Below are 17,311 nucleotides of genomic sequence, written 5' to 3'. Positions count from 1 at the left end.
ACCGGGCCGGCCAGCGCAAACTCATCGGCGGCCAGGAAGACCAGCTCATCGACATCGCGCTGGAGATCAAGCGCGAGCAAGAGAGCGGCGCCGCCCCGGCGCGCTGACCGGCCGGTTTGGCCTACGTTGTACACAGGCTACGCAAAGGTGCCGCGGGTATCCTGGCGCGTATGAGCACATCCAACACAGTCGGCGCTCGTCGCCGTGGGCTGTACGGCCTGCTCGCCGGGGGATTAATGACCGCTACCGCCGCAGCGGTGATCGCGCTACCCGTGGCAGGCATAGCCAATGCGGACCCGCAATGCAATCAGGACGTGGGTTCATCCATCGACTCGTACCTGCAGCGGCATCCCGACCTTCACCAGCAACTGCAGACCAAGTCGCAGGCAGAGGGCGGCAACGGCAACGTCATCGACTACCTCAATCGGCATCCCGACGTCCGCCAGCACCTGATCGACCTTTCCCACGCGTGCCCACCCTAGTGAGTCGGCGTCGTCTTTGAACGCTGCGGCCGACGCGCGGGAACGTTCGCCATTGACGAAAAAGTAGAACACGTTCTAGCGTCTAGGCGTGTTCTCTGATTCCCTCACCGCTGCGATTGCAGAGGCCGAGCAGTTGGTGGCCGACGCACCGTTCATCGAGACCGAAGCCGACTTGCTCGAAGGGTTGCAGTATCTAGCCGGCTGTATCTCCGGCTGCATCCATCTGGCCGTGGACTACGACCGCGACCATCCCTTCCTGCAATCGGGTACCGGGCCGTTCACCAAGATGGGCTTGGACAACCCCGACACCCTTTACTTCGGTACCCGGGTGCACGCCAACCACGACTACGTGGTCACCGGCCGGCGCGGGACCACCACCGACCTGAGCTTCCAGCTACTCGGCGGTGAGTACACGGACGACTTCGTGCCCGTCAGCCAGGCCGCGTTCGACGACCGCGAGCTCGAGATCGCGCCCGACGGCAGCTTCGAGTGGCGGGTGCGGCCGACGAGTCCCGGGCAACTGGTGATCCGCGAGGTATACGGCGACTGGGCGGCTCAGCGCGGCACGCTGGCCATCTCCCGGCTCGACACGGCGGGCACCGCACCGCCGCCTTTGACCCGCGAGCTCATCGAAAAGCGTTACGCCACAGCGGGAAAGCAGCTTGTCCAGCGGGTGAAGACCTGGCTGCAATTCCCGCAATGGTTTTACCTCGACCTGCCGGTGAACACCATGGTGCCGCCGCGGCTGACTCCGGGCGGGCTGGCCACGCAGTACTCGTCGGTCGGACACTTCGACCTGCGACCCGATCAGGCGATGGTCATCACCATCCCGGTCTCCGACGCGCCCTACCTCGGCTTCCAGCTGGGCAGCCTCTGGTACATCTCGCTGGACTACATCAACCACCAGACCTCGCTGAACAACACTCAGGCGCAGGCGGATCCGGACGGCAAGATCCGCATCGTCGTCGCCGAGCAGAACCCGGGAGTGACGAACTGGGCCGAGACGGTCGGCCACCGGCGTGGCTTCCTGCAGTTCCGCTGGCAGCGGGTATCGCGTGAGCTCACCGACGCCGACGGTCCGACCGTCGAAGTGGTCGACATCGACAAGGTTCCGGCCGCGTTGCCGTACTTCGACCACAACAAGATTTCAGAGGACGACTGGCGCGCCCGAATTGCGCTGCGCCACCAACAGATTCAGGCGAGGATGCTGGGATGACGAAGTTGCTGGACGGCAAGGTAGTGGTGATCAGCGGCGTAGGCCCGGGTCTGGGCACGACGCTGGCGCACCGATGCACGCGAGAAGGCGCCGACCTGGTGCTGGCCGCCCGCACGCCAGAACGCCTGGACGACGTCGCCAAGCAGATCGCCGACCTCGGAGGGCGTGCGACCACGGTGCGCACCGACATCACCGAGGACGACCAGGTGAGCAACCTGGTCGATGCCACCTTGGAGGCCTACGGCAAGGTGGACGTGCTGATAAACAACGCGTTCCGGGTCCCGTCGCTGAAACCGTTCTCGGGAACCAGCTTTCAGCATATCCGTGACGCGATCGAACTCAGCGCGCTGGGCGCACTGCGGCTCATCCAGGGGTTCACGCCGGCGCTGGCCGAATCGAAGGGCTCGATCGTCAACGTCAACTCCATGGTGCTGCGGCACTCGCAGGCGAAGTACGGCGCCTACAAGATGGCCAAGTCCGCGCTGCTGTCCATGTCGCATTCGCTGGCCACCGAACTGGGCGAGCAGGGGATCCGGGTCAACTCCGTTGCACCCGGCTATATCTGGGGCGAGACACTGCAGGGCTACTTCAACCACCAGGCCGGCAAGTACGGAACCACGGCCGAGCAGATCTACCAGGCCACCGCGGCCGACTCCGACCTGAAGCGGCTGCCGACCGAGGACGAAGTGGCCTCGGCGATCCTATTCATGGCGAGCGACCTGTCGAGCGGCATCACCGGGCAGACCCTGGACGTCAATTGCGGGGAGTATCACACCTAATGCCGGCAGCGACGATGCAGAGCGAAGCGATGAGGAGGTGGCGTAACAGTGCCTGAGCGCACCGATGTCGGCACCGTTGACGACCTGAAGGCGTCGGCCAGCAAGATGATCGGGTTGGACGATTTCGGTAGCAACGACGACAACTACCTCGAAGCGCTGGAAGTGCTGCTGGACTCCTACCGGCGCGATGCCGACTTGACGCCGTTGGGCAGCAAGATGAATCGGTTCTTTTTGCGTGGTGCACTGGTGGCCAGGCTGCTTTCCGAATCTGCCTGGAAGCAATACCCGCAGCACGGGGACGTCGCCATCGAGCGGCCGATCTTCGTCACCGGACTGGTGCGCACCGGCACCACCGCCTTGCATCGGCTGCTTGGCGCCGATCCCGCGCACCAGGGCCTGCATCTGTGGTTGGCCGAATTTCCGCAGCCGCGCCCACCTCGTGAAACCTGGGAATCCAACCCGTTTTACAGCCAACTGAACGCGCAGTTCGAGAAGCATCATGCCGAAAACCCGGACTATACGGGTCTGCATTTCATGGCGGCGTACGAGCTGGAGGAGTGCTGGCAGCTGCTGCGGCAGTCGCTGCATTCGGCGTCCTACGAGACCCTGGCGCACCTGCCCACCTACTCGCAGTGGCTGTCCCAGCAGGACTGGACGCCGTCGTACCAGCGGCACCGCCGCAACCTTCAGCTGATCGGGCTCAACGACGCCGGCAAGCGGTGGGTGCTGAAGAATCCCAGCCACCTGTTCGCGCTGGACGCGTTGATGGCGACCTATCCCGACGCGTTGGTGATCCAGACCCATCGTCCTGTCGAAACCATCATGGCTTCGATGTGCTCACTGGCGCAGCACACCGCCGAGGGGTGGTCGACGTCGTTCACCGGCCCCCAAATCGGCGCTGACGCAATGGAAACCTGGTCGCGGGGGCTGGAGCGGTTCAACACCGCACGGGCCAAATACAGCCCGTCGCAGTTCTACGACGTGGACTACAAGGAGTTGATCGCCGACCCGATGGGCGCGGTGGCCGACATCTACCGGCACTTCGGCTTGACGTTGACCGAAGAGGCCAGGGCGGCCATGGAAAAGACCCACGCCGACAGCCAGTCCGGCGCGCGGGCGCCCAAGCACACCTACTCGCTGGCCGACTACGGCCTCAGCACCGAGACGGTCAAGGAGCGGTTCGCGCACTTGTAAATCACACGCGCCACCAGGGTTCCGGTGCGGGCGAGAACCTGATACGGCCCGGGGGGATCCGGGGGCGACGTTTGCTCAGTCGTCGTCCGGCTCGTCGTCGAGATAACCCTCGGCGACTGCATGTTCAATGCTGTCAGCGAGTTTCGGGCACGACCTCGTGCGCGCGGTGTCGCCTCCGGACTCGCGCACCTCGGTGAAGTGCGCGCAGCGTTTCGACGCTTCGGTGTTCCACTGCACCGCGGTGTGTCCCGGCCCGAGCCTGCGAACGGTGACCCGCACATGGCAGAACCGGCAGTCCACCGGCAGCAGACCCGAGTTCAGGTATCGCTCGCGGTCGGCGCGACTGGCCTCGGCAACCGCCGCCGCGCGTCGTGGGTCGTTGCCGAAATCCCTTGATTTCGACCAGGTTCCGCCCTTGCGCTCGGGCCCGGCCGGATGCTCGTCGTGGTCGTGATGATCGCCATGCAGCAACAACATCGACCGCGCAAGCTGATCGACGTCAGGTACCGCCGGCTGATCGTCGCCCATGATTCCTAGTGTTGCTTGGCCGGCACGTCGTCGGTGACCGTCTCGCCGGTTTCCGAGGTCTTGGCCTTGAGGTTCTCCTCGACCTCGGCATTCCAGTACTCGTTGGCGCGGGTGGTGTCTACCTCGATCTCGAAGCGCTCCACCATTTCCGGCTCGATGTCGGCGACGTCGACGTAGAACTGCTGGTACCACCGGCGCAGCTGGTAAACCGCACCGTCCTCCTCGACCAGCAGTGGATTGTCGATGCGGGTCTTGTGCTTCCAGATCTCGACGTCTTGCAGGAAGCCCTTGCTGACGCCCTCGGTGAACACCTTCGACAGCTTGTCGGTCATCTTTTCGTCCATGCCCTTGGGCTTTTCGACGATGACGCCCCACTGCAGCACGAACGAGTTCTGGGTCACCGGGTAGTGGCAGTTGATCAGGATCGACTCGGCCTTGTAGCCGCCGTAGCTGTTGTGCAGCCAGTTGATCATGAACGACGGCCCGAAGTAGGACGCCTCCGAATCCAGGTGCGCCTCACCGTACGACGTGCCGAGGTCGTTGACGTCGGGCCGGCCCACGTTGTGCAGGTACTGCGACGCGATGTGGCCCTCGAAGACGTTCTTGAAGTACGTCGGCAACCCGAAATGGATGTAGAAGAAGTGCGCCATGTCGGTGACGTTGTCGATGATGTCGCGGCAGTTGGATCCCTCGATGAGGATGCTGTTCCAACGCCACTCGGTCCACTCGTCGCTGTGGGATTCCGGGATATCCGGAATGCGGACGGCGGGGTCCGGCGGGTTGTTCTCGTGGTCGTGCCACACGAACAGCAGGCCGCCGCGCACGTCGGTCGTCCACGACCGGGTCCGTGCGGTCTTGGGTGTGCGCTTGGCGTAGGGGACCAGCTTGCAGCGGCCGTCGCCGCCCCAGCGCCAGTCATGGAACGGGCAGGCGACCTCGTCGCCCTTGATGGTGCCCTCCGACAGGTCCCCGCCCATGTGGCGGCAGTACCCGTCGAGCACCTTGATGTCCCCGTGCGAGTCGGCGAACACCACCAGTTTGGTGCCGAACGCCTCAATCGGATGCGGTTTACCGTCCTGGAAGTCCTTTGCAACGCCCAGGCAGTGCCAGCCGCGGGCGTATCTGGTCGGCAAGTCGCCGGGATCGATTTCCCGGATGCCGACCGCCTTGGTGTCGGTACTCACCTGTCACCTCCAACTCACTGGGCCTCTAACTAGAACACGTTACAGTTTTGCGGCCGGGGGGCGCAACGACGGCGAGCCTGGCCACCACATATGCGCACTGGGGTATATCTAAACGATGCCGCTGTTTGCATTCGAGGGCCGCGCGCCACGGGTCGATCCCACCGCTTTCGTGGCCCCGACGGCCACGCTGATCGGCGACGTCGTGGTGGAGGCGGGGGCCTCGGTCTGGTTCAACGCCGTATTGCGCGGCGACTACGGGCCCATTGTGGTGCGCGAGGGCGCCAACGTCCAAGACGGGTCGGTTTTGCACGCCCCTCCCGGTATCCCGGTCGACATCGGTCCCGGCGCGACGGTCGCGCACCTGTGCGTCATTCACGGGGTTCACGTGGGGCAGGAGGCACTGATCGCCAACCACGCCACCGTTCTGGACGGTGCGGTGATCGGCGCGCGCAGCCTGGTCGCCGCGCACTCACTGGTGACGGCAGGCACCCAGATACCGCCCGGGATGCTGGCTGTCGGCGCGCCGGCTCAGATCAGGGGACCGGTCGCCGGGACGGGCGCCGAGATGTGGGTGAAGGTGAACCCGCAGGCCTATCGCGACCTCGCCCAGCGGCATCTGGCCGGGCTGGAACCGCTCTAGACCTTGCGCGTGTTGGCCGCCGCGCGCTCCATCTCCCAGTAGGCGCGCAGGGCCACCATCTTGCCCTCGGCGTTGACTCGATAGGTGAAGACGCCCTCGGTGATCGTCTGGTACTCACCCGTCGTGATGAGGATGTGCCCCACGTTGGCTTCCTCGTTGCCGCACTGATACGTGTCGCGGAAGAAGAACTCGATCTTCGTGGTGGGGGCGATGGCCTTATCCCAGAAGGCCGAGATCGCGTCGCGGCCGCGGTGCCCTAGGCCTTCGGGGTCGAATACCGAAGGCCCGATCGGGTCCTCGACGATGGCATCGTCGGCGAACACCGCCAGCCAGGCGTCCTTGTCCCGGGCCGCCACCGCCTCGCGGGAGCGGCGGCCGGCCTCGTGCGCGGGATGCCCGCTCACGCATCGACCTTCTGGGCCGCGGGCTTGTCGGCGCCCACCACCCACATCGAGTAGTACTGCGAGCCACCGCCGTAGGCGTGTCCCAAAGCCTTTCGCGCGTTGGGTACCTGGTGGTCGCCACCCTTGCCCATCACCTGAATGGCCGCTTCGGCGAAGCGAATCAGGCCCGAGGCACCGATCGGGTTCGACGACAGCACGCCGCCCGACGGGTTCACCGGCAACCGGCCGCCGATCTTGGTTTCGCCGGCTTCGGTGAGTTTCCAGCCTTCGCCCTCGGCGGCAAAGCCGAGGTTTTCCAACCACATCGGCTCGAACCAGGAGAACGGAACGTAGATCTCCGCGGCGTCGATCTCGTCGATCGGGCTCTCGATGCCGGCGGCCTTCCACAGCGCCGCGGCCGCGTCACGGCCGGCCTGCGGGCTGACCTGGTCGCGTCCGGAGAACTGCAGCGGCTCGGTGCGCAGCGCGGTGGCGTGGATCCAGGCCACCGGATGTCCTTGCGCCAGACGGGCTTCGGCGGCCTCCTCGTTGCCGATCACGACGGCGGCGGCACCGTCGGACGACGGGCAGGTCTCGTCGTAGCGGATCGGGTCCCACAGCATCGGCGACGACATCACCTTCTCGACCGTGATGTCGGGCTGGTGCAGGTGCGCCAGTGGGTTCTTGCTGCCGTTGAGCCGGTCCTTGACCGCGACGATGGCACCTATGTTCGTCGGCGCGCCGGACCGGCGGATGTACGAGCGCACGTGCGGCGCGAAGTATCCGCCCGCGCCGGCACCCACCGGCTTGATGAACGGGATCGGAATCGACAACGCCCACATGGCGTTTGATTCCGACTGTTTCTCCCACGCCATCGCGAGCACGCGCCGGTACTTGCCGGACTGCACCAGACTGGCGGCCACCACCCCGGTGGACCCGCCGACCGATCCCGCGGTGTGCACGCGGATCAGCGGCTTGCCGGTGGCGCCCATGGCGTCGGCCATGAACAGCTCGGGCATCATGACGCCCTCGAAGAAGTCCGGCGCCTTGCCGACCACGACGGCGTCGATGTCGTCGAAGGTGCTGCCGGAGTCGGCCAGCGCCCGGTCGATCGCCTCGCGCACCAGGCCGTTCATCGAAACGTCTTGGCGTTTGGCGACGTACTTCGTCTGTCCGGTACCTAGTACCGCAGCAACGTTTGGCCCTGCACCGGCCATCAGTTCTTTCCTTCCATCACCGCGACCAGGTTCTGTTGTAGCGCGGGCCCGCTGGTGGCGTGCGCCAGCACCCGTTCAGCCGAACCGTTCCAGATGTGTTGTGCCGCAAAGCCGATACGTTCGAGACCGGCGACGAACATGGGATTGGCCGCCAGCGCGCCGCCGGACGGGTTGACCTTGGTCGGTCCCGGTATCCGGATGGCTTCCGCGATGATCAGGTGCTGGTGGGTGAAGGGCGCGCAGATCTCGGCCACGTCGAGGTTGTCCGTCCGCCCGCCGGTGGCCACGTGGGCCGCGGCCTTGGTCGACGGGGACTCGGTGAGGTCCCGTGCGCCCAGCGACGGGGTTTCGATGCGGTGCTCGATTCCGGTGATCCACGCCGGGTTTTCGCGCAGTTCGCGCGCCCGGTCGCCGGCCGCCAGCACAATGGCCGCGGCGCCGTCGGTGATCGGCGCGATGTCGTGACGCCGCAGCGGGTCGGCGAAGAACGGCCGCTCGAGCAGTTCGGCGACGCTGATGGACCCGTCCACGTTGTCGACCCGGCGCGCGTTGGCGAAGGAGTCGAAGGCCACGCGCGCCATCTGCTCCTGGGTCCACTTCCCGGTGTCGAGCCCGATGCGCGCCTGCAGCCCGGCCATCGAGACCGAATCGGGCCACAACGGCGCGACGGTGTAGGGGTCGGTCTGCCGCGACAGGATCTGACGCAGGATGCCAGCCGAGGACTTGCCGAAGCCGTACACCAGCGCGGTATCGACCTCGCCGGTCAGGATCTTGATGTAGGCCTCGTAAAGTGCCCAGGCCGCGTCCATTTCGACGTGTGACTCGTTGATCGGCGGGACGGCGCCGATCGAGTCGATCGCCGAGATGAACGAAAATGCCCGTCCGGCAAGGTAATCGGATGATCCGGAACACCAGAAGCCGATGTCGGTCCTGCTGATGCCCAACTCCTCGTACAGCTGGGCGAAGCACGGGATCAACATCTCGACACCGTTGGTGGTGCCGTCGGTGCGGCGGACGTGTGGGGCGTGGGCAAAGCCGACGACCGCAACGTTGCGAGCGCTCATGTGTAGGTAAGCCCTTTACAGGTGGTGCTTGTAGGTGTCGTAGTCGGCGTCGGGTTCCCCGGTCGGCCGGAAGTACTCGATGTTGTCGATGCCGAATCCCCACTCCTCGCGGGGTTTCCACACCGCCTCGACGCGCATGCCCATCCGAACCTCGTGGGCGTCGATGTCGGCGACCAGATGCAGGAACGGGATGTCAGACCCGTCGAGCAGCACGTAGGCCGCCACGTAGGGCGGCTTGATGCGCTGGCCCTGGAACGGGATGTTGATGATCGCGAACGTCGTGACGGTGCCCTTGTCCGGCAACTCGACGAACTCGGTCGTCGGCTGGCCGGTGGCCGGGTCGGCGCCATGCGGCGGGAAATAGACCTTGCCGTTCTCTCCCGTCTTCGCACCCAGCAGCTTGCCCTGTGCGATGGCGCGCAGGTAGGCGCTCTCCTCGTGCGAGGCGCTGTGCTGGATGGTCAGTGAGACCGGCGTGACGATCATGGTCACCGGGTCTTTGTCACCGTCGGACCGCTCGGCCACCGTCTCGGCTTCCTCGCCGATCGCGAAATACGCGATGTCGGTGATGGCGCCCACCGGTTCGTCGACCCAGTGCACATGCACCCGGGTGCCGGTCTTGATGTCCTTCGGCTCGCCCGCGTCCACCGCGTGGATCAGCGGGGTGTCGGCGCCGTCCAATTTGATCAGCGCCCAGGCAAACGGCCGGTCCAGCGGCTGGCCCTCGATCGGCTCGGGCTGCCAGGTCCACGAGACCACGGTGCCGACGCTGGACACCGGTACCATCTCGCCCAGCGGCTCATAGGTGACCGGGTCATATTCCGCCGGCGGCACGTGCACCCGGCCATCCGATCCGCGCACACCCAGGACGTGGCGGTCACGCAGCGCGGTGAAGAACTTGCTCAGCGTGGGGCCGACCGAACGGGTGTAGTCGAAGGCCAACGTCAGTGGTGCGGCGAGTGGTGGCTCAGGGTGATCCATCAGGGGCGGGCTACTCGAGCTGGCTGTCACGCCATCGAGTAGAACAGGTTCTAAGAACGGATTCAACATCGGGTCCACCACCGGAAGGCAAAGACGATGAAGCTGGGATTGCAGCTGGGATATTGGGGCGCTCAGCCGCCGCAGAACCATGGCGAGCTCGTCGCCGCGGCCGAGGAGGCCGGATACGACGCCGTCTTCACCGCCGAGGCCTGGGGTTCGGACGCCTACACACCGCTGGCGTGGCTGGGTTCGTCGACGTCGCGAGTGCGGCTGGGCACCTCGGTGGTCCAGCTGTCCGCCCGCACCCCCACGGCCTGCGCCATGGCGGCCCTGACGCTCGACCACCTGTCCGGCGGCCGGCACGTCCTCGGCCTCGGCGTCTCCGGCCCGCAGGTGGTCGAGGGCTGGTACGGCCAATCGTTCCCCAAGCCGCTGGCCCGGACCCGTGAATACATCGACATCATCCGGCAGGTGTGGGCGCGCGAGGCCCCGGTGACCAGCGCCGGGCCGCACTACCCGCTGCCCCTGACCGGCGGGCGCGCAACGGGTCTGGGCAAGCCGCTCAAGCCCATCACCCATCCGCTGCGGGCCGACATCCCGATCATGCTGGGTGCGGAGGGACCGAAGAACGTCGCGCTGGCCGCCGAGATCTGCGACGGCTGGCTGCCGATCTTCTACACGCCACGCATGGCCGATACCTACAACGAATGGCTGGACGAGGGATTCGCCCGGCCGGGCGCGCGCCGCAGCCGCGAGAACTTCGAGATCTGCGCGACGGCCAACATCGTCATCACCGAGGACCGCAGCGCGGCCTTCGCGGCCATGAAGCCCTACATCGCGCTCTACATGGGTGGGATGGGTGCGGAGGACACCAATTTCCACGCCGACGTCTACCGCCGGATGGGCTACTCCGAAGTGGTCGACGACGTGACGAAACTGTTCCGCAGCAACCAGAAGGACAAGGCCGCGGAAATCATCCCCGACGAGGTGATCGATGACGCCGCAATCGTCGGCGACCTCGACTACGTGCGTAAGCAGATCAAGGCCTGGGAGGCCGCCGGCGTCACCATGATGGTGGTGTCCGGCCGCAGTACAGAGCAGGTCCGCGAGCTGGCGACCCTGATCTGACACCCGCCCACGACAAACTAGAACACGTTCTATTTTTCTTGCCAGGGACTTAGAACGCGTTCTAGATTGTCCGGATGGCACGCCCGACGACGATGCAGAGCGCGCAGCGCGATGCGGTGGGGGCACCTCCCCCTTGCGGGGGCGAGCCGGGCAGTCGACCCCGGCCCAGCCGGTCAGCCGAGCGGGTGGGCGTCGCCGAATGTCATCTCGACGTGGCCGACAGATCCAGAAACCATCGCCCGCTTTGGCAGGCCCAGCGACGCCAGTTCCTCGGCGTAGGCGTGATCGCCCAGTCGCAACTTCGCCCCGCCCAGCCGGCCGCGCAGCCCGCGCACCCGCATCTCCCAGGGCACTTCCCGGGTGGTGCCGTCGGCGAAGGTGTAGGTCTTGAGCACCTGCGGGCGCGACGTCAACATCGAGGGCACCGGCACTCCGCGGGCGAAGTCGATGCCGGCGATGTGCGCGCCGTCGGCGCTGACGTCGAATCCGAACGGGCCGTGCTCGCGAACGGTGAAGTCCGCCATAATCTTCGGGAATCCCCAGATCGAGCGCCCGGCTTCCAGGGTGAAGCTCTGGTCGACGGGCAGATGGTGGATGAACGCGGCCGCATCGCCCAGTGCCCGCCAGCCGCGCGCCGTCGAGCCCGGCGGGTTGACCATGACGCAGGTACCGAATTCGTGGTACTGCCCCAAATCGCCGTCGATATAGCGCGCCAGCATCAGGTTCACCACCGCCCGGCCAGGGCGGGGCTGGCAGACCTGCAGACCGCTGTAGTCGATAAGGCGTTGTGCCGCTTGCGCATCCACCGAAAACATCGCGGTGTGTACGTCCGCTTTTCGTATCCGCACCGGCATGGTGAGGACTGTCCCCGCAACTACGTGTTGTGACTCAGGCATGCCGGTTACTGTAATCCGCTCGTCAATATTTGGAGGCTGTGAATGACTTCGACCTTCCCCGAAGCAATCTCGAACATCGACCTGACCGACGGCAACTTCTACGCCGACCGTCACACGTCGCGCGAGGCCTATCGCTGGATGCGGGCCAACCAGCCGGTGTTTCGTGATCGCAACGGACTGGCCGGTGCTACCACGTATCAAGCCATCCTCGACGCCGAGCGCAATCCTGAACTGTTCTCCAGCACGGGCGGCATCCGTCCCGATCAGCCCGGCATGCCCTACATGATCGACATGGACGATCCGGCACACCTGGTGCGGCGCAAGCTGGTCAACGCCGGCTTCACCCGTAAGCGGGTGAAGGAGAAGGAGCCGTCCATCGCCAAGTTGTGCGACACCCTGATCGACGCGGTGTGTGAGCGCGGCGAGTGTGATTTCGTCCGCGACATCGCCGCCCCGCTGCCGATGGCGGTGATCGGCGACATGCTGGGCGTGCTGCCCCAGGAACGCAGCATGCTGCTGAAGTGGTCCGACGACCTGGTGTGCGGGCTGAGCTCGCACATCGACCCGGAATCGGAGGTCGCCCAGAGCGTGATGAACGCTTTCGCCGCCTACACCGCGTTCACCATGGACATCATCACCAAGCGGCGCTCCGAGCCCACCGATGACCTGTTCTCCATTTTGGTGAACGCCGAGGTGGAGGGTCAGCGGATGTCCGACGACGAGATCGTCATGGAGACGCTGCTCATCCTCATCGGCGGCGACGAGACCACCCGCCACACGCTGAGCGGGGGCACCGAGCAGCTGGTGCGCCACCGTGACCAATGGGATGCATTGGTGCGCGATCCCTCGCTGCTGCCCGGCGCCATCGAGGAGATGCTGCGCTGGACGTCGCCGGTGAAGAACATGTGCCGGATCCTGACCGCCGACACCGAATTCCACGGCACCTCACTGCGTGAGGGCGAGAAGATCATGCTGCTGTTCGAATCGGGCAACTTCGACGAGTCGACGTTCGAGGATCCGGACAACTTCGACATCCGGCGTAACCCCAACAGCCACATGGCTTTCGGTTTCGGCACACACTTCTGCCTGGGGAACCAGCTGGCCCGCCTGGAACTTTCGATGATGACCGAGCGGGTGCTCAAGCGGCTGCCCGATCTCCGGCTGGCCGACGACGACTCGAGCCTGCCGCTGCGGCCGGCGAACTTCGTCAGCGGCCTGGAAGCGATGCCGGTGGTGTTCACCCCGAGCGCGCCGCTGCTGAGCTGATCGCTTTGCGCTCTTGCGCCGAGCGTGCACTCAGGGCGAGATTTTGGCTGATTTCTCGCCTTGAGTTCACGTTCGGCGCGCCCAGGCCGCTGCTACCCGAGCGATGACGCCACCTGCCGTGTCCTCCCCGGTGATTCGTATGTTGGTCCAACCCATCTCTGCGAGTGACTCCGCACGTCGGATGTCTTTGTTGAATTGCCGCCGGTCAGACCGGTGGTGATCACCGTCGGACTCGACGGCCAATTTGACGTCTTCCCAGCCCATATCGAGCACGGCGACAAGCTCGCCGTAATCGCCATAGACAGGAATCTGGGTGCTCGGGCGCGGGTAGCCGGCATCGATGAGCAGCAGTCGCAACCAGCTCTCTCGCGGAGATTCCGCCCCCGCGTCAACCGGTGCCAGCGCGCGTCGTGCGCGGCGAACATTGCGATGGCCCTTGTAGCGCTCAGCGAGTGACTCGACTTCGGCGATTTCGAGTTTCGTTGCCCGCGCGAGCGCATCGAGGGCGGCGACCGCTCTGTCAATGGGGTTGCGGCAAGCAATGTCAAAAGCTGTCCGCGCCGCGGATGTCGTGGGTACGCCACCGATCACTCGGACTTCATTGCGTGCCAGTGAGTCCGACCATGTGTTGATCCCGGCCGGCGGACGACGGTGTTGGTAGAACAATTGCGCTGGTGCCCGGTGGTCGATCCATTTGGCCCCATGCAGCGCCGAGGCGGAACGGCCGGCGACGATGCCACGGCGCCGCGACCACAGCCACGCCGCGCACGCACGTGATGTGGCAGTCAGTTCCGTACCAGGGGCGACGTAGACGTCGGGGTGCAGAGCGACGAATCGACTCCGCAGCTGATGCCGGGTAAGGGCGCCGGTCGCGAGCGCCTCGCTGCCGATGAAGGGTTCGTGCACGCGAGCAGTGTGGCGCGAAGGGCTGACAGTGACGCCGAGCGTGCACTCAGGGCGATGAATCGGCCAAAAAGCCACCCTGAGTTCACACTCGGCGATCAGCTGCCTAGCGGTTTTTGAAGTTGGGCTTGCGCTTCTCGGCGAACGCCCGTGGGCCTTCCTTGGAGTCCTCGGAGAGGAACACCGGGATGCCGTTGGCGGTGTCGGGCTTGAAGGCCTCTTCCTCGTGCATGCCCTCGGTCTCGCGGATCGTCTTCAGGATCGCCTGGACGGCCAGGGGCCCGTTGTTCTCAATGACCTCGGCGATCTCGAGCGCCTTGGTCAGCGCCTGCCCGTCGGGAACGACGTGCCCGATCAGGCCCATCTCCTTGGCTTCGGTGGCGGTGATGTGCCGTCCGGTCAGCAGCAGGTCGCAGGCCACGGTGTAAGGGATCTGGCGCACCAGGCGGACCGCCGAGCCGCCCATCGGGTACAGGCTCCACTTGGCTTCGGAGATGCCGAATTTGGCGCTCTCGCCGGCGACCCGGATGTCGGTGCCCTGCAGGATCTCGGTGCCCCCGGCGATGGCCGGGCCCTCGACGGCGGCGATCAGTGGCTTTTTCAGCCGACGGCCTTTGAGCAACGCGTCGATTCGCGACGGGTCGTAGCTGCCGTCCTTGAACGACTCACCCGGCGGCTTCTGGGTTGCAGTCTTGAGGTCCATGCCCGCGCAGAAGTAGCCACCGGCGCCGGTCAGGATGCAGCAGCGGATGTCGTCATCGTTGTCGACGCGGTCCCAGGCCTGGACCATGATTTCCATCATTTCCGTGCTCAAGGCGTTGCGGCGGTGTGGCCGATTCATGGTCACGATGAGGGTGTGACCACGCTGTTCCACCAGCGCGTCAGGTCCGGTCTCCCCGTTTTCTGTGTTTGCTGGGGTTCCGGCATTCTCCACGGACACGGCTACCGCCTTTCCCTCGACAATGGGCACGAGCTTGCCTCGAAATGTAACACGTTCTAATTTGGTGGCCGTGGCCTTGAATATTGCCGACCTTGCAGAGCACGCCATTGACGCTGTGCCCGACCGTGTCGCCCTGATCTGCGGCGACGAGAAGTTGACCTATGCCCAGCTAGAGGAGAAGGCCAACCGCCTGGCTCACTACCTGTTGGAGCAGGGGGTGAAAAAGGACGACAAGGTCGGACTGTACTGCCGCAACCGCATCGAGATCGTCATCGCGATGCTCGGCATCGTGAAGGCCGGCGCCATCCTGGTGAACATCAACTACCGCTATGTCGAGGGCGAGCTTCGCTACCTGTTCGAGAACTCCGACATGGTCGCGTTGGTCCACGAGCGCCAGTACTCCGACCGGGTGGCCAACGTGCTGCCCGAGACACCCGAGGTCAAGACGATCCTGGTCGTCGAGGACGGCAGCGACAACGACTTCAGCCGCTACGGCGGTGTGGAGTTCTACTCCGCGATCGCGGGGAGCTCGCCCGAGCGCGACTTCGGTGAGCGCAGCGCCGACGACATCTACCTGCTCTACACCGGCGGCACCACCGGCTTCCCGAAGGGCGTGATGTGGCGCCACGAGGACATCTATCGGGTGCTGTTCGGTGGAACCGACTTCGCCACAGGCGAATTCGTCAAGGACGAGTACGACCTGGCCAAAGCCGCCGCGGCCAACCCGCCGATGGTCCGCCACCCCATTCCGCCGATGATCCACGGCGCCACCCAGTCGGCCACCTGGATGTCGATCTTCTCGGGCCAAACCACCGTGCTGGCACCGGAATTCAACGCCGACGAGGTCTGGCGCACGATCCACGACCACAAGGTGAACCTGCTGTTCTTCACCGGCGACGCGATGGCCCGGCCGCTGCTGGACGCGCTGCTGGCAGCACAGGAAGGCGCAGAGAGCGAGGCGTACGACCTGTCGTCGCTGTTCCTGCTCGCCTCCACCGCGGCGCTGTTCTCGCCGAGCATCAAGGAGAAGTTCCTCGAACTGCTGCCCAACCGGGTCATCACCGACTCCATCGGATCGTCGGAGACCGGATTCGGCGGCACCAGCATCGTCGCCAAGGATGCGCCGCACGCCGGTGGCCCGCGCGTGACGATCGACCACCGCACCGTCGTGCTCGACGAGGAGGGCAACGAGGTCAAGCCCGGCTCCGGTGTGCGCGGCTTCATCGCGAAGAAGGGAAACATTCCCATCGGTTACTACAAGGACGAGAAGAAGACCGCCGAGACGTTCAAGACCTTCAACGGCGTGCGCTACGCCATCCCCGGCGACTTCGCCGAGGTCGAGGCCGACGGCACCGTCACGATGCTCGGCCGCGGCTCGGTGTCGATCAACAGCGGCGGTGAGAAGATCTACCCCGAGGAGGTCGAGGCCGCGCTCAAGGGCCACCCCGACGTCTTCGACGCCCTGGTGGTCGGAGTGCCCGACCCCCGGTACGGCCAGCACGTCGCCGCCGTCGTACAGCCCCGGCCGGGCACCCGGCCCGCGCTGTCGGAGCTGGACAGCTTCGTGCGCTCCGAGATCGCGGGCTACAAGGTGCCGCGCAGCCTGTGGCTGGTCGACGAGGTCAAGCGCTCGCCCGCGGGTAAACCCGACTACCGCTGGGCCAAGGAGCAGACCGAGGCCCGTCCGGCCGACGACGTGCACGCCGCTCACGCCACTGCGTGACCGACTTCGTCAAACGTAATCCGGCCGCACCGACCGGTTTCTTCGCGGCCGAAGCCGCAGGGCTGCAATGGCTTTCGGCCGTCGAGGGTGGTGTGCCGTGCGCGCAGGTCGTCGCCGCGGACGACACGAGCCTGACCCTGCGGCGGCTGGAATCGGTGGGCCCGACCCCCGAGGCCGCGCGCACGTTCGGCGGCCGGCTGGCCGTCACGCATGACGCCGGTGCCCCGGCGTTCGGGGCCGGTCCGGACGGCTGGGACGGGCCGGGCTTTTTCGGCCCGCTGTCACAGCCTCTGCCGATGTCGTTGCGCCCGCACCGCGACTGGGGCGAGTTCTACGCCGAGGAACGGCTGGCCCCGATGGCCGAACTCGCCGGCCCGCGGCTCGATGCCGGCACCCGCGACGCCGTCGACTCCGTCGCGGCGCGTTGCCGTGCGGGCGATTTCGACGACGACGACCGGCCGGCCCGGCTGCACGGCGATCTGTGGAGCGGGAACGTGATGTGGACGCCCGACGGTGTGGTGCTCATCGACCCCGCCGCGCACGCCGGTCACCGCGAGACCGACCTGGCGATGCTAGCGCTGTTCGGCTGTCCGCACTACGACGCGGTGATCGCCGGCTACCACGAGGTGCGACCGCTACGGCCCGGCTGGCGCGACCGCATCGGGCTGCACCAGCTCTTCCCGCTGCTGGCGCACGTCGTGCTGTTCGGCGGCGGGTACGCGCAGCAGGCGCACGCCTGCGCCCGCGCGGCGCTGACCATCTGACCTCGGTCCGCGACGGGCCCCGG

General features: G+C 66.0%; 19 protein-coding genes. 10 read left to right on the top strand and 9 right to left on the bottom strand.

Going from position 1 to position 17,311, the window contains the following annotated elements; all coding sequences use genetic code 11:
• From B8W69_RS06060 to B8W69_RS06040, 5 genes are all read left to right on the top strand, one after another.
• On the top strand, positions 1 to 107 hold a 107-nt coding region (locus tag B8W69_RS06060), incomplete at its 5' end, for a 4-hydroxy-2-oxovalerate aldolase family protein (protein ID WP_500684394.1).
• Between the two features lie 63 nt (positions 108 to 170).
• Positions 171 to 482 (top strand): hypothetical protein, encoded by a 312-nt coding sequence (locus B8W69_RS06055; RefSeq protein WP_085289006.1) that lies wholly within the window; start codon positions 171 to 173, stop codon positions 480 to 482.
• An 88-nt stretch (positions 483 to 570) separates the two neighbouring features.
• A complete protein-coding gene (locus B8W69_RS06050; RefSeq protein WP_085289005.1) occupies positions 571 to 1,698 on the top strand; it encodes a hypothetical protein in 1,128 nt (375 codons plus the stop codon).
• Complete coding sequence (locus tag B8W69_RS06045; RefSeq protein ID WP_064882164.1) at positions 1,695 to 2,477, top strand: SDR family oxidoreductase; 783 nt, start codon at positions 1,695 to 1,697, stop codon at positions 2,475 to 2,477. Before B8W69_RS06050 ends, B8W69_RS06045 begins: the two co-directional genes overlap by 4 nt.
• A gap of 105 nt (positions 2,478 to 2,582) precedes the next feature.
• Entirely contained in the window at positions 2,583 to 3,671 is a 1,089-nt protein-coding gene (locus B8W69_RS06040; protein ID WP_245843140.1) for a sulfotransferase family protein, read from the top strand.
• A gap of 75 nt (positions 3,672 to 3,746) precedes the next feature.
• On the opposite strand, the gene B8W69_RS06035 is transcribed toward B8W69_RS06040, so the two are convergent.
• Together B8W69_RS06035 and B8W69_RS06030 are read right to left on the bottom strand one after the other, a co-directional pair.
• Positions 3,747 to 4,199, bottom strand: a complete 453-nt coding sequence (locus B8W69_RS06035) for a hypothetical protein (protein ID WP_085289003.1) — start codon at positions 4,197 to 4,199, stop codon at positions 3,747 to 3,749.
• A 5-nt stretch (positions 4,200 to 4,204) separates the two neighbouring features.
• Positions 4,205 to 5,383 (bottom strand): 3-ketosteroid-9-alpha-monooxygenase, oxygenase component, encoded by a 1,179-nt coding sequence (locus B8W69_RS06030; protein WP_085289002.1) that lies wholly within the window; start codon positions 5,381 to 5,383, stop codon positions 4,205 to 4,207.
• 115 nt (positions 5,384 to 5,498) lie between these two features.
• Between B8W69_RS06030 and B8W69_RS06025 the strand changes: the two genes are divergently transcribed.
• Entirely contained in the window at positions 5,499 to 6,023 is a 525-nt protein-coding gene (locus tag B8W69_RS06025; RefSeq protein WP_085289001.1) for a gamma carbonic anhydrase family protein, read from the top strand.
• Here the strand turns inward: B8W69_RS06025 and B8W69_RS06020 are convergent.
• From B8W69_RS06020 to B8W69_RS06005, 4 genes are read right to left on the bottom strand one after another with little or no spacing between them, the layout of a single operon-like run.
• A complete protein-coding gene (locus tag B8W69_RS06020) occupies positions 6,020 to 6,427 on the bottom strand; it encodes a nuclear transport factor 2 family protein (RefSeq protein WP_085289000.1) in 408 nt (135 codons plus the stop codon). The genes B8W69_RS06025 and B8W69_RS06020 overlap by 4 nt on opposite strands.
• A complete protein-coding gene (locus B8W69_RS06015) occupies positions 6,424 to 7,623 on the bottom strand; it encodes a thiolase family protein (RefSeq protein WP_085288999.1) in 1,200 nt (399 codons plus the stop codon). The genes B8W69_RS06020 and B8W69_RS06015 overlap by 4 nt, the downstream gene beginning before the upstream one ends.
• Positions 7,623 to 8,687 (bottom strand): thiolase family protein, encoded by a 1,065-nt coding sequence (locus B8W69_RS06010; protein WP_085288998.1) that lies wholly within the window; start codon positions 8,685 to 8,687, stop codon positions 7,623 to 7,625. The genes B8W69_RS06015 and B8W69_RS06010 overlap by 1 nt, the downstream gene beginning before the upstream one ends.
• 15 nt (positions 8,688 to 8,702) lie before the next feature.
• Positions 8,703 to 9,698: a Zn-ribbon domain-containing OB-fold protein gene (locus B8W69_RS06005; protein ID WP_181447336.1), complete on the bottom strand. Its 996-nt coding sequence runs from the start codon at positions 9,696 to 9,698 to the stop codon at positions 8,703 to 8,705.
• 66 nt (positions 9,699 to 9,764) lie between these two features.
• On the opposite strand from B8W69_RS06005, the gene B8W69_RS06000 reads away from it, so the two are divergent.
• The gene (locus B8W69_RS06000) at positions 9,765 to 10,796 is read left to right on the top strand and encodes an LLM class F420-dependent oxidoreductase (protein WP_085288996.1); all 1,032 of its coding nucleotides are present in this window, start codon (positions 9,765 to 9,767) and stop codon (positions 10,794 to 10,796) included.
• A gap of 173 nt (positions 10,797 to 10,969) precedes the next feature.
• Here B8W69_RS06000 and B8W69_RS05995 read toward each other — a convergent pair whose 3' ends face one another.
• Entirely contained in the window at positions 10,970 to 11,692 is a 723-nt protein-coding gene (locus tag B8W69_RS05995) for an acetoacetate decarboxylase family protein (protein WP_085288995.1), read from the bottom strand.
• A 42-nt stretch (positions 11,693 to 11,734) separates the two neighbouring features.
• Between B8W69_RS05995 and B8W69_RS05990 the strand changes: the two genes are divergently transcribed.
• Positions 11,735 to 12,958, top strand: a complete 1,224-nt coding sequence (locus tag B8W69_RS05990) for a cytochrome P450 (RefSeq protein WP_085288994.1) — start codon at positions 11,735 to 11,737, stop codon at positions 12,956 to 12,958.
• A gap of 66 nt (positions 12,959 to 13,024) precedes the next feature.
• On the opposite strand, the gene B8W69_RS05985 is transcribed toward B8W69_RS05990, so the two are convergent.
• Together B8W69_RS05985 and B8W69_RS05980 are read right to left on the bottom strand one after the other, a co-directional pair.
• The gene (locus tag B8W69_RS05985; RefSeq protein WP_085288993.1) at positions 13,025 to 13,864 is read right to left on the bottom strand and encodes a DUF559 domain-containing protein; all 840 of its coding nucleotides are present in this window, start codon (positions 13,862 to 13,864) and stop codon (positions 13,025 to 13,027) included.
• Positions 13,865 to 13,967: 103 nt separating this feature from the next.
• A complete protein-coding gene (locus B8W69_RS05980) occupies positions 13,968 to 14,831 on the bottom strand; it encodes a crotonase/enoyl-CoA hydratase family protein (RefSeq protein WP_439330590.1) in 864 nt (287 codons plus the stop codon).
• A 34-nt stretch (positions 14,832 to 14,865) separates the two neighbouring features.
• On the opposite strand from B8W69_RS05980, the gene B8W69_RS05975 reads away from it, so the two are divergent.
• Positions 14,866 to 16,524 (top strand): medium/long-chain-fatty-acid--CoA/3-oxocholest-4-en-26-oate--CoA ligase, encoded by a 1,659-nt coding sequence (locus tag B8W69_RS05975; RefSeq protein WP_085288992.1) that lies wholly within the window; start codon positions 14,866 to 14,868, stop codon positions 16,522 to 16,524.
• On the top strand, positions 16,521 to 17,288 hold the full coding sequence (locus B8W69_RS05970) for a fructosamine kinase family protein (protein ID WP_085288991.1): 768 nt from the start codon (positions 16,521 to 16,523) through the stop codon (positions 17,286 to 17,288). The genes B8W69_RS05975 and B8W69_RS05970 overlap by 4 nt, the downstream gene beginning before the upstream one ends.
• Positions 17,289 to 17,311 lie beyond the last annotated feature (23 nt).

Origin of the sequence: Mycolicibacterium vulneris, from assembly GCF_002104765.1 — a bacterium.
GTDB lineage: Bacteria > Actinomycetota > Actinomycetes > Mycobacteriales > Mycobacteriaceae > Mycobacterium > Mycobacterium vulneris.
This window is presented reverse-complemented; position numbering and strand designations above follow the sequence as displayed.

Excerpts from the sequence above, each read along its gene's own strand:
- B8W69_RS06015 (WP_085288999.1), bottom strand. The coding sequence starts at position 7,623 with ATGGCCGGTGCAGGGCCAAACGTTGCTGCGGTACTAGGTACCGGACAG.
- B8W69_RS06045 (WP_064882164.1), top strand. The coding sequence starts at position 1,695 with ATGACGAAGTTGCTGGACGGCAAGGTAGTGGTGATCAGCGGCGTAGGC.
- B8W69_RS06010 (WP_085288998.1), bottom strand. The coding sequence starts at position 8,687 with ATGAGCGCTCGCAACGTTGCGGTCGTCGGCTTTGCCCACGCCCCACAC.
- B8W69_RS06000 (WP_085288996.1), top strand. The coding sequence starts at position 9,765 with ATGAAGCTGGGATTGCAGCTGGGATATTGGGGCGCTCAGCCGCCGCAG.
- B8W69_RS05990 (WP_085288994.1), top strand. The coding sequence starts at position 11,735 with ATGACTTCGACCTTCCCCGAAGCAATCTCGAACATCGACCTGACCGAC.
- B8W69_RS06040 (WP_245843140.1), top strand. The coding sequence starts at position 2,583 with ATGATCGGGTTGGACGATTTCGGTAGCAACGACGACAACTACCTCGAA.
- B8W69_RS05995 (WP_085288995.1), bottom strand. The coding sequence starts at position 11,692 with ATGCCTGAGTCACAACACGTAGTTGCGGGGACAGTCCTCACCATGCCG.
- B8W69_RS06055 (WP_085289006.1), top strand. The coding sequence starts at position 171 with ATGAGCACATCCAACACAGTCGGCGCTCGTCGCCGTGGGCTGTACGGC.
- B8W69_RS06025 (WP_085289001.1), top strand. The coding sequence starts at position 5,499 with ATGCCGCTGTTTGCATTCGAGGGCCGCGCGCCACGGGTCGATCCCACC.
- B8W69_RS06035 (WP_085289003.1), bottom strand. The coding sequence starts at position 4,199 with ATGGGCGACGATCAGCCGGCGGTACCTGACGTCGATCAGCTTGCGCGG.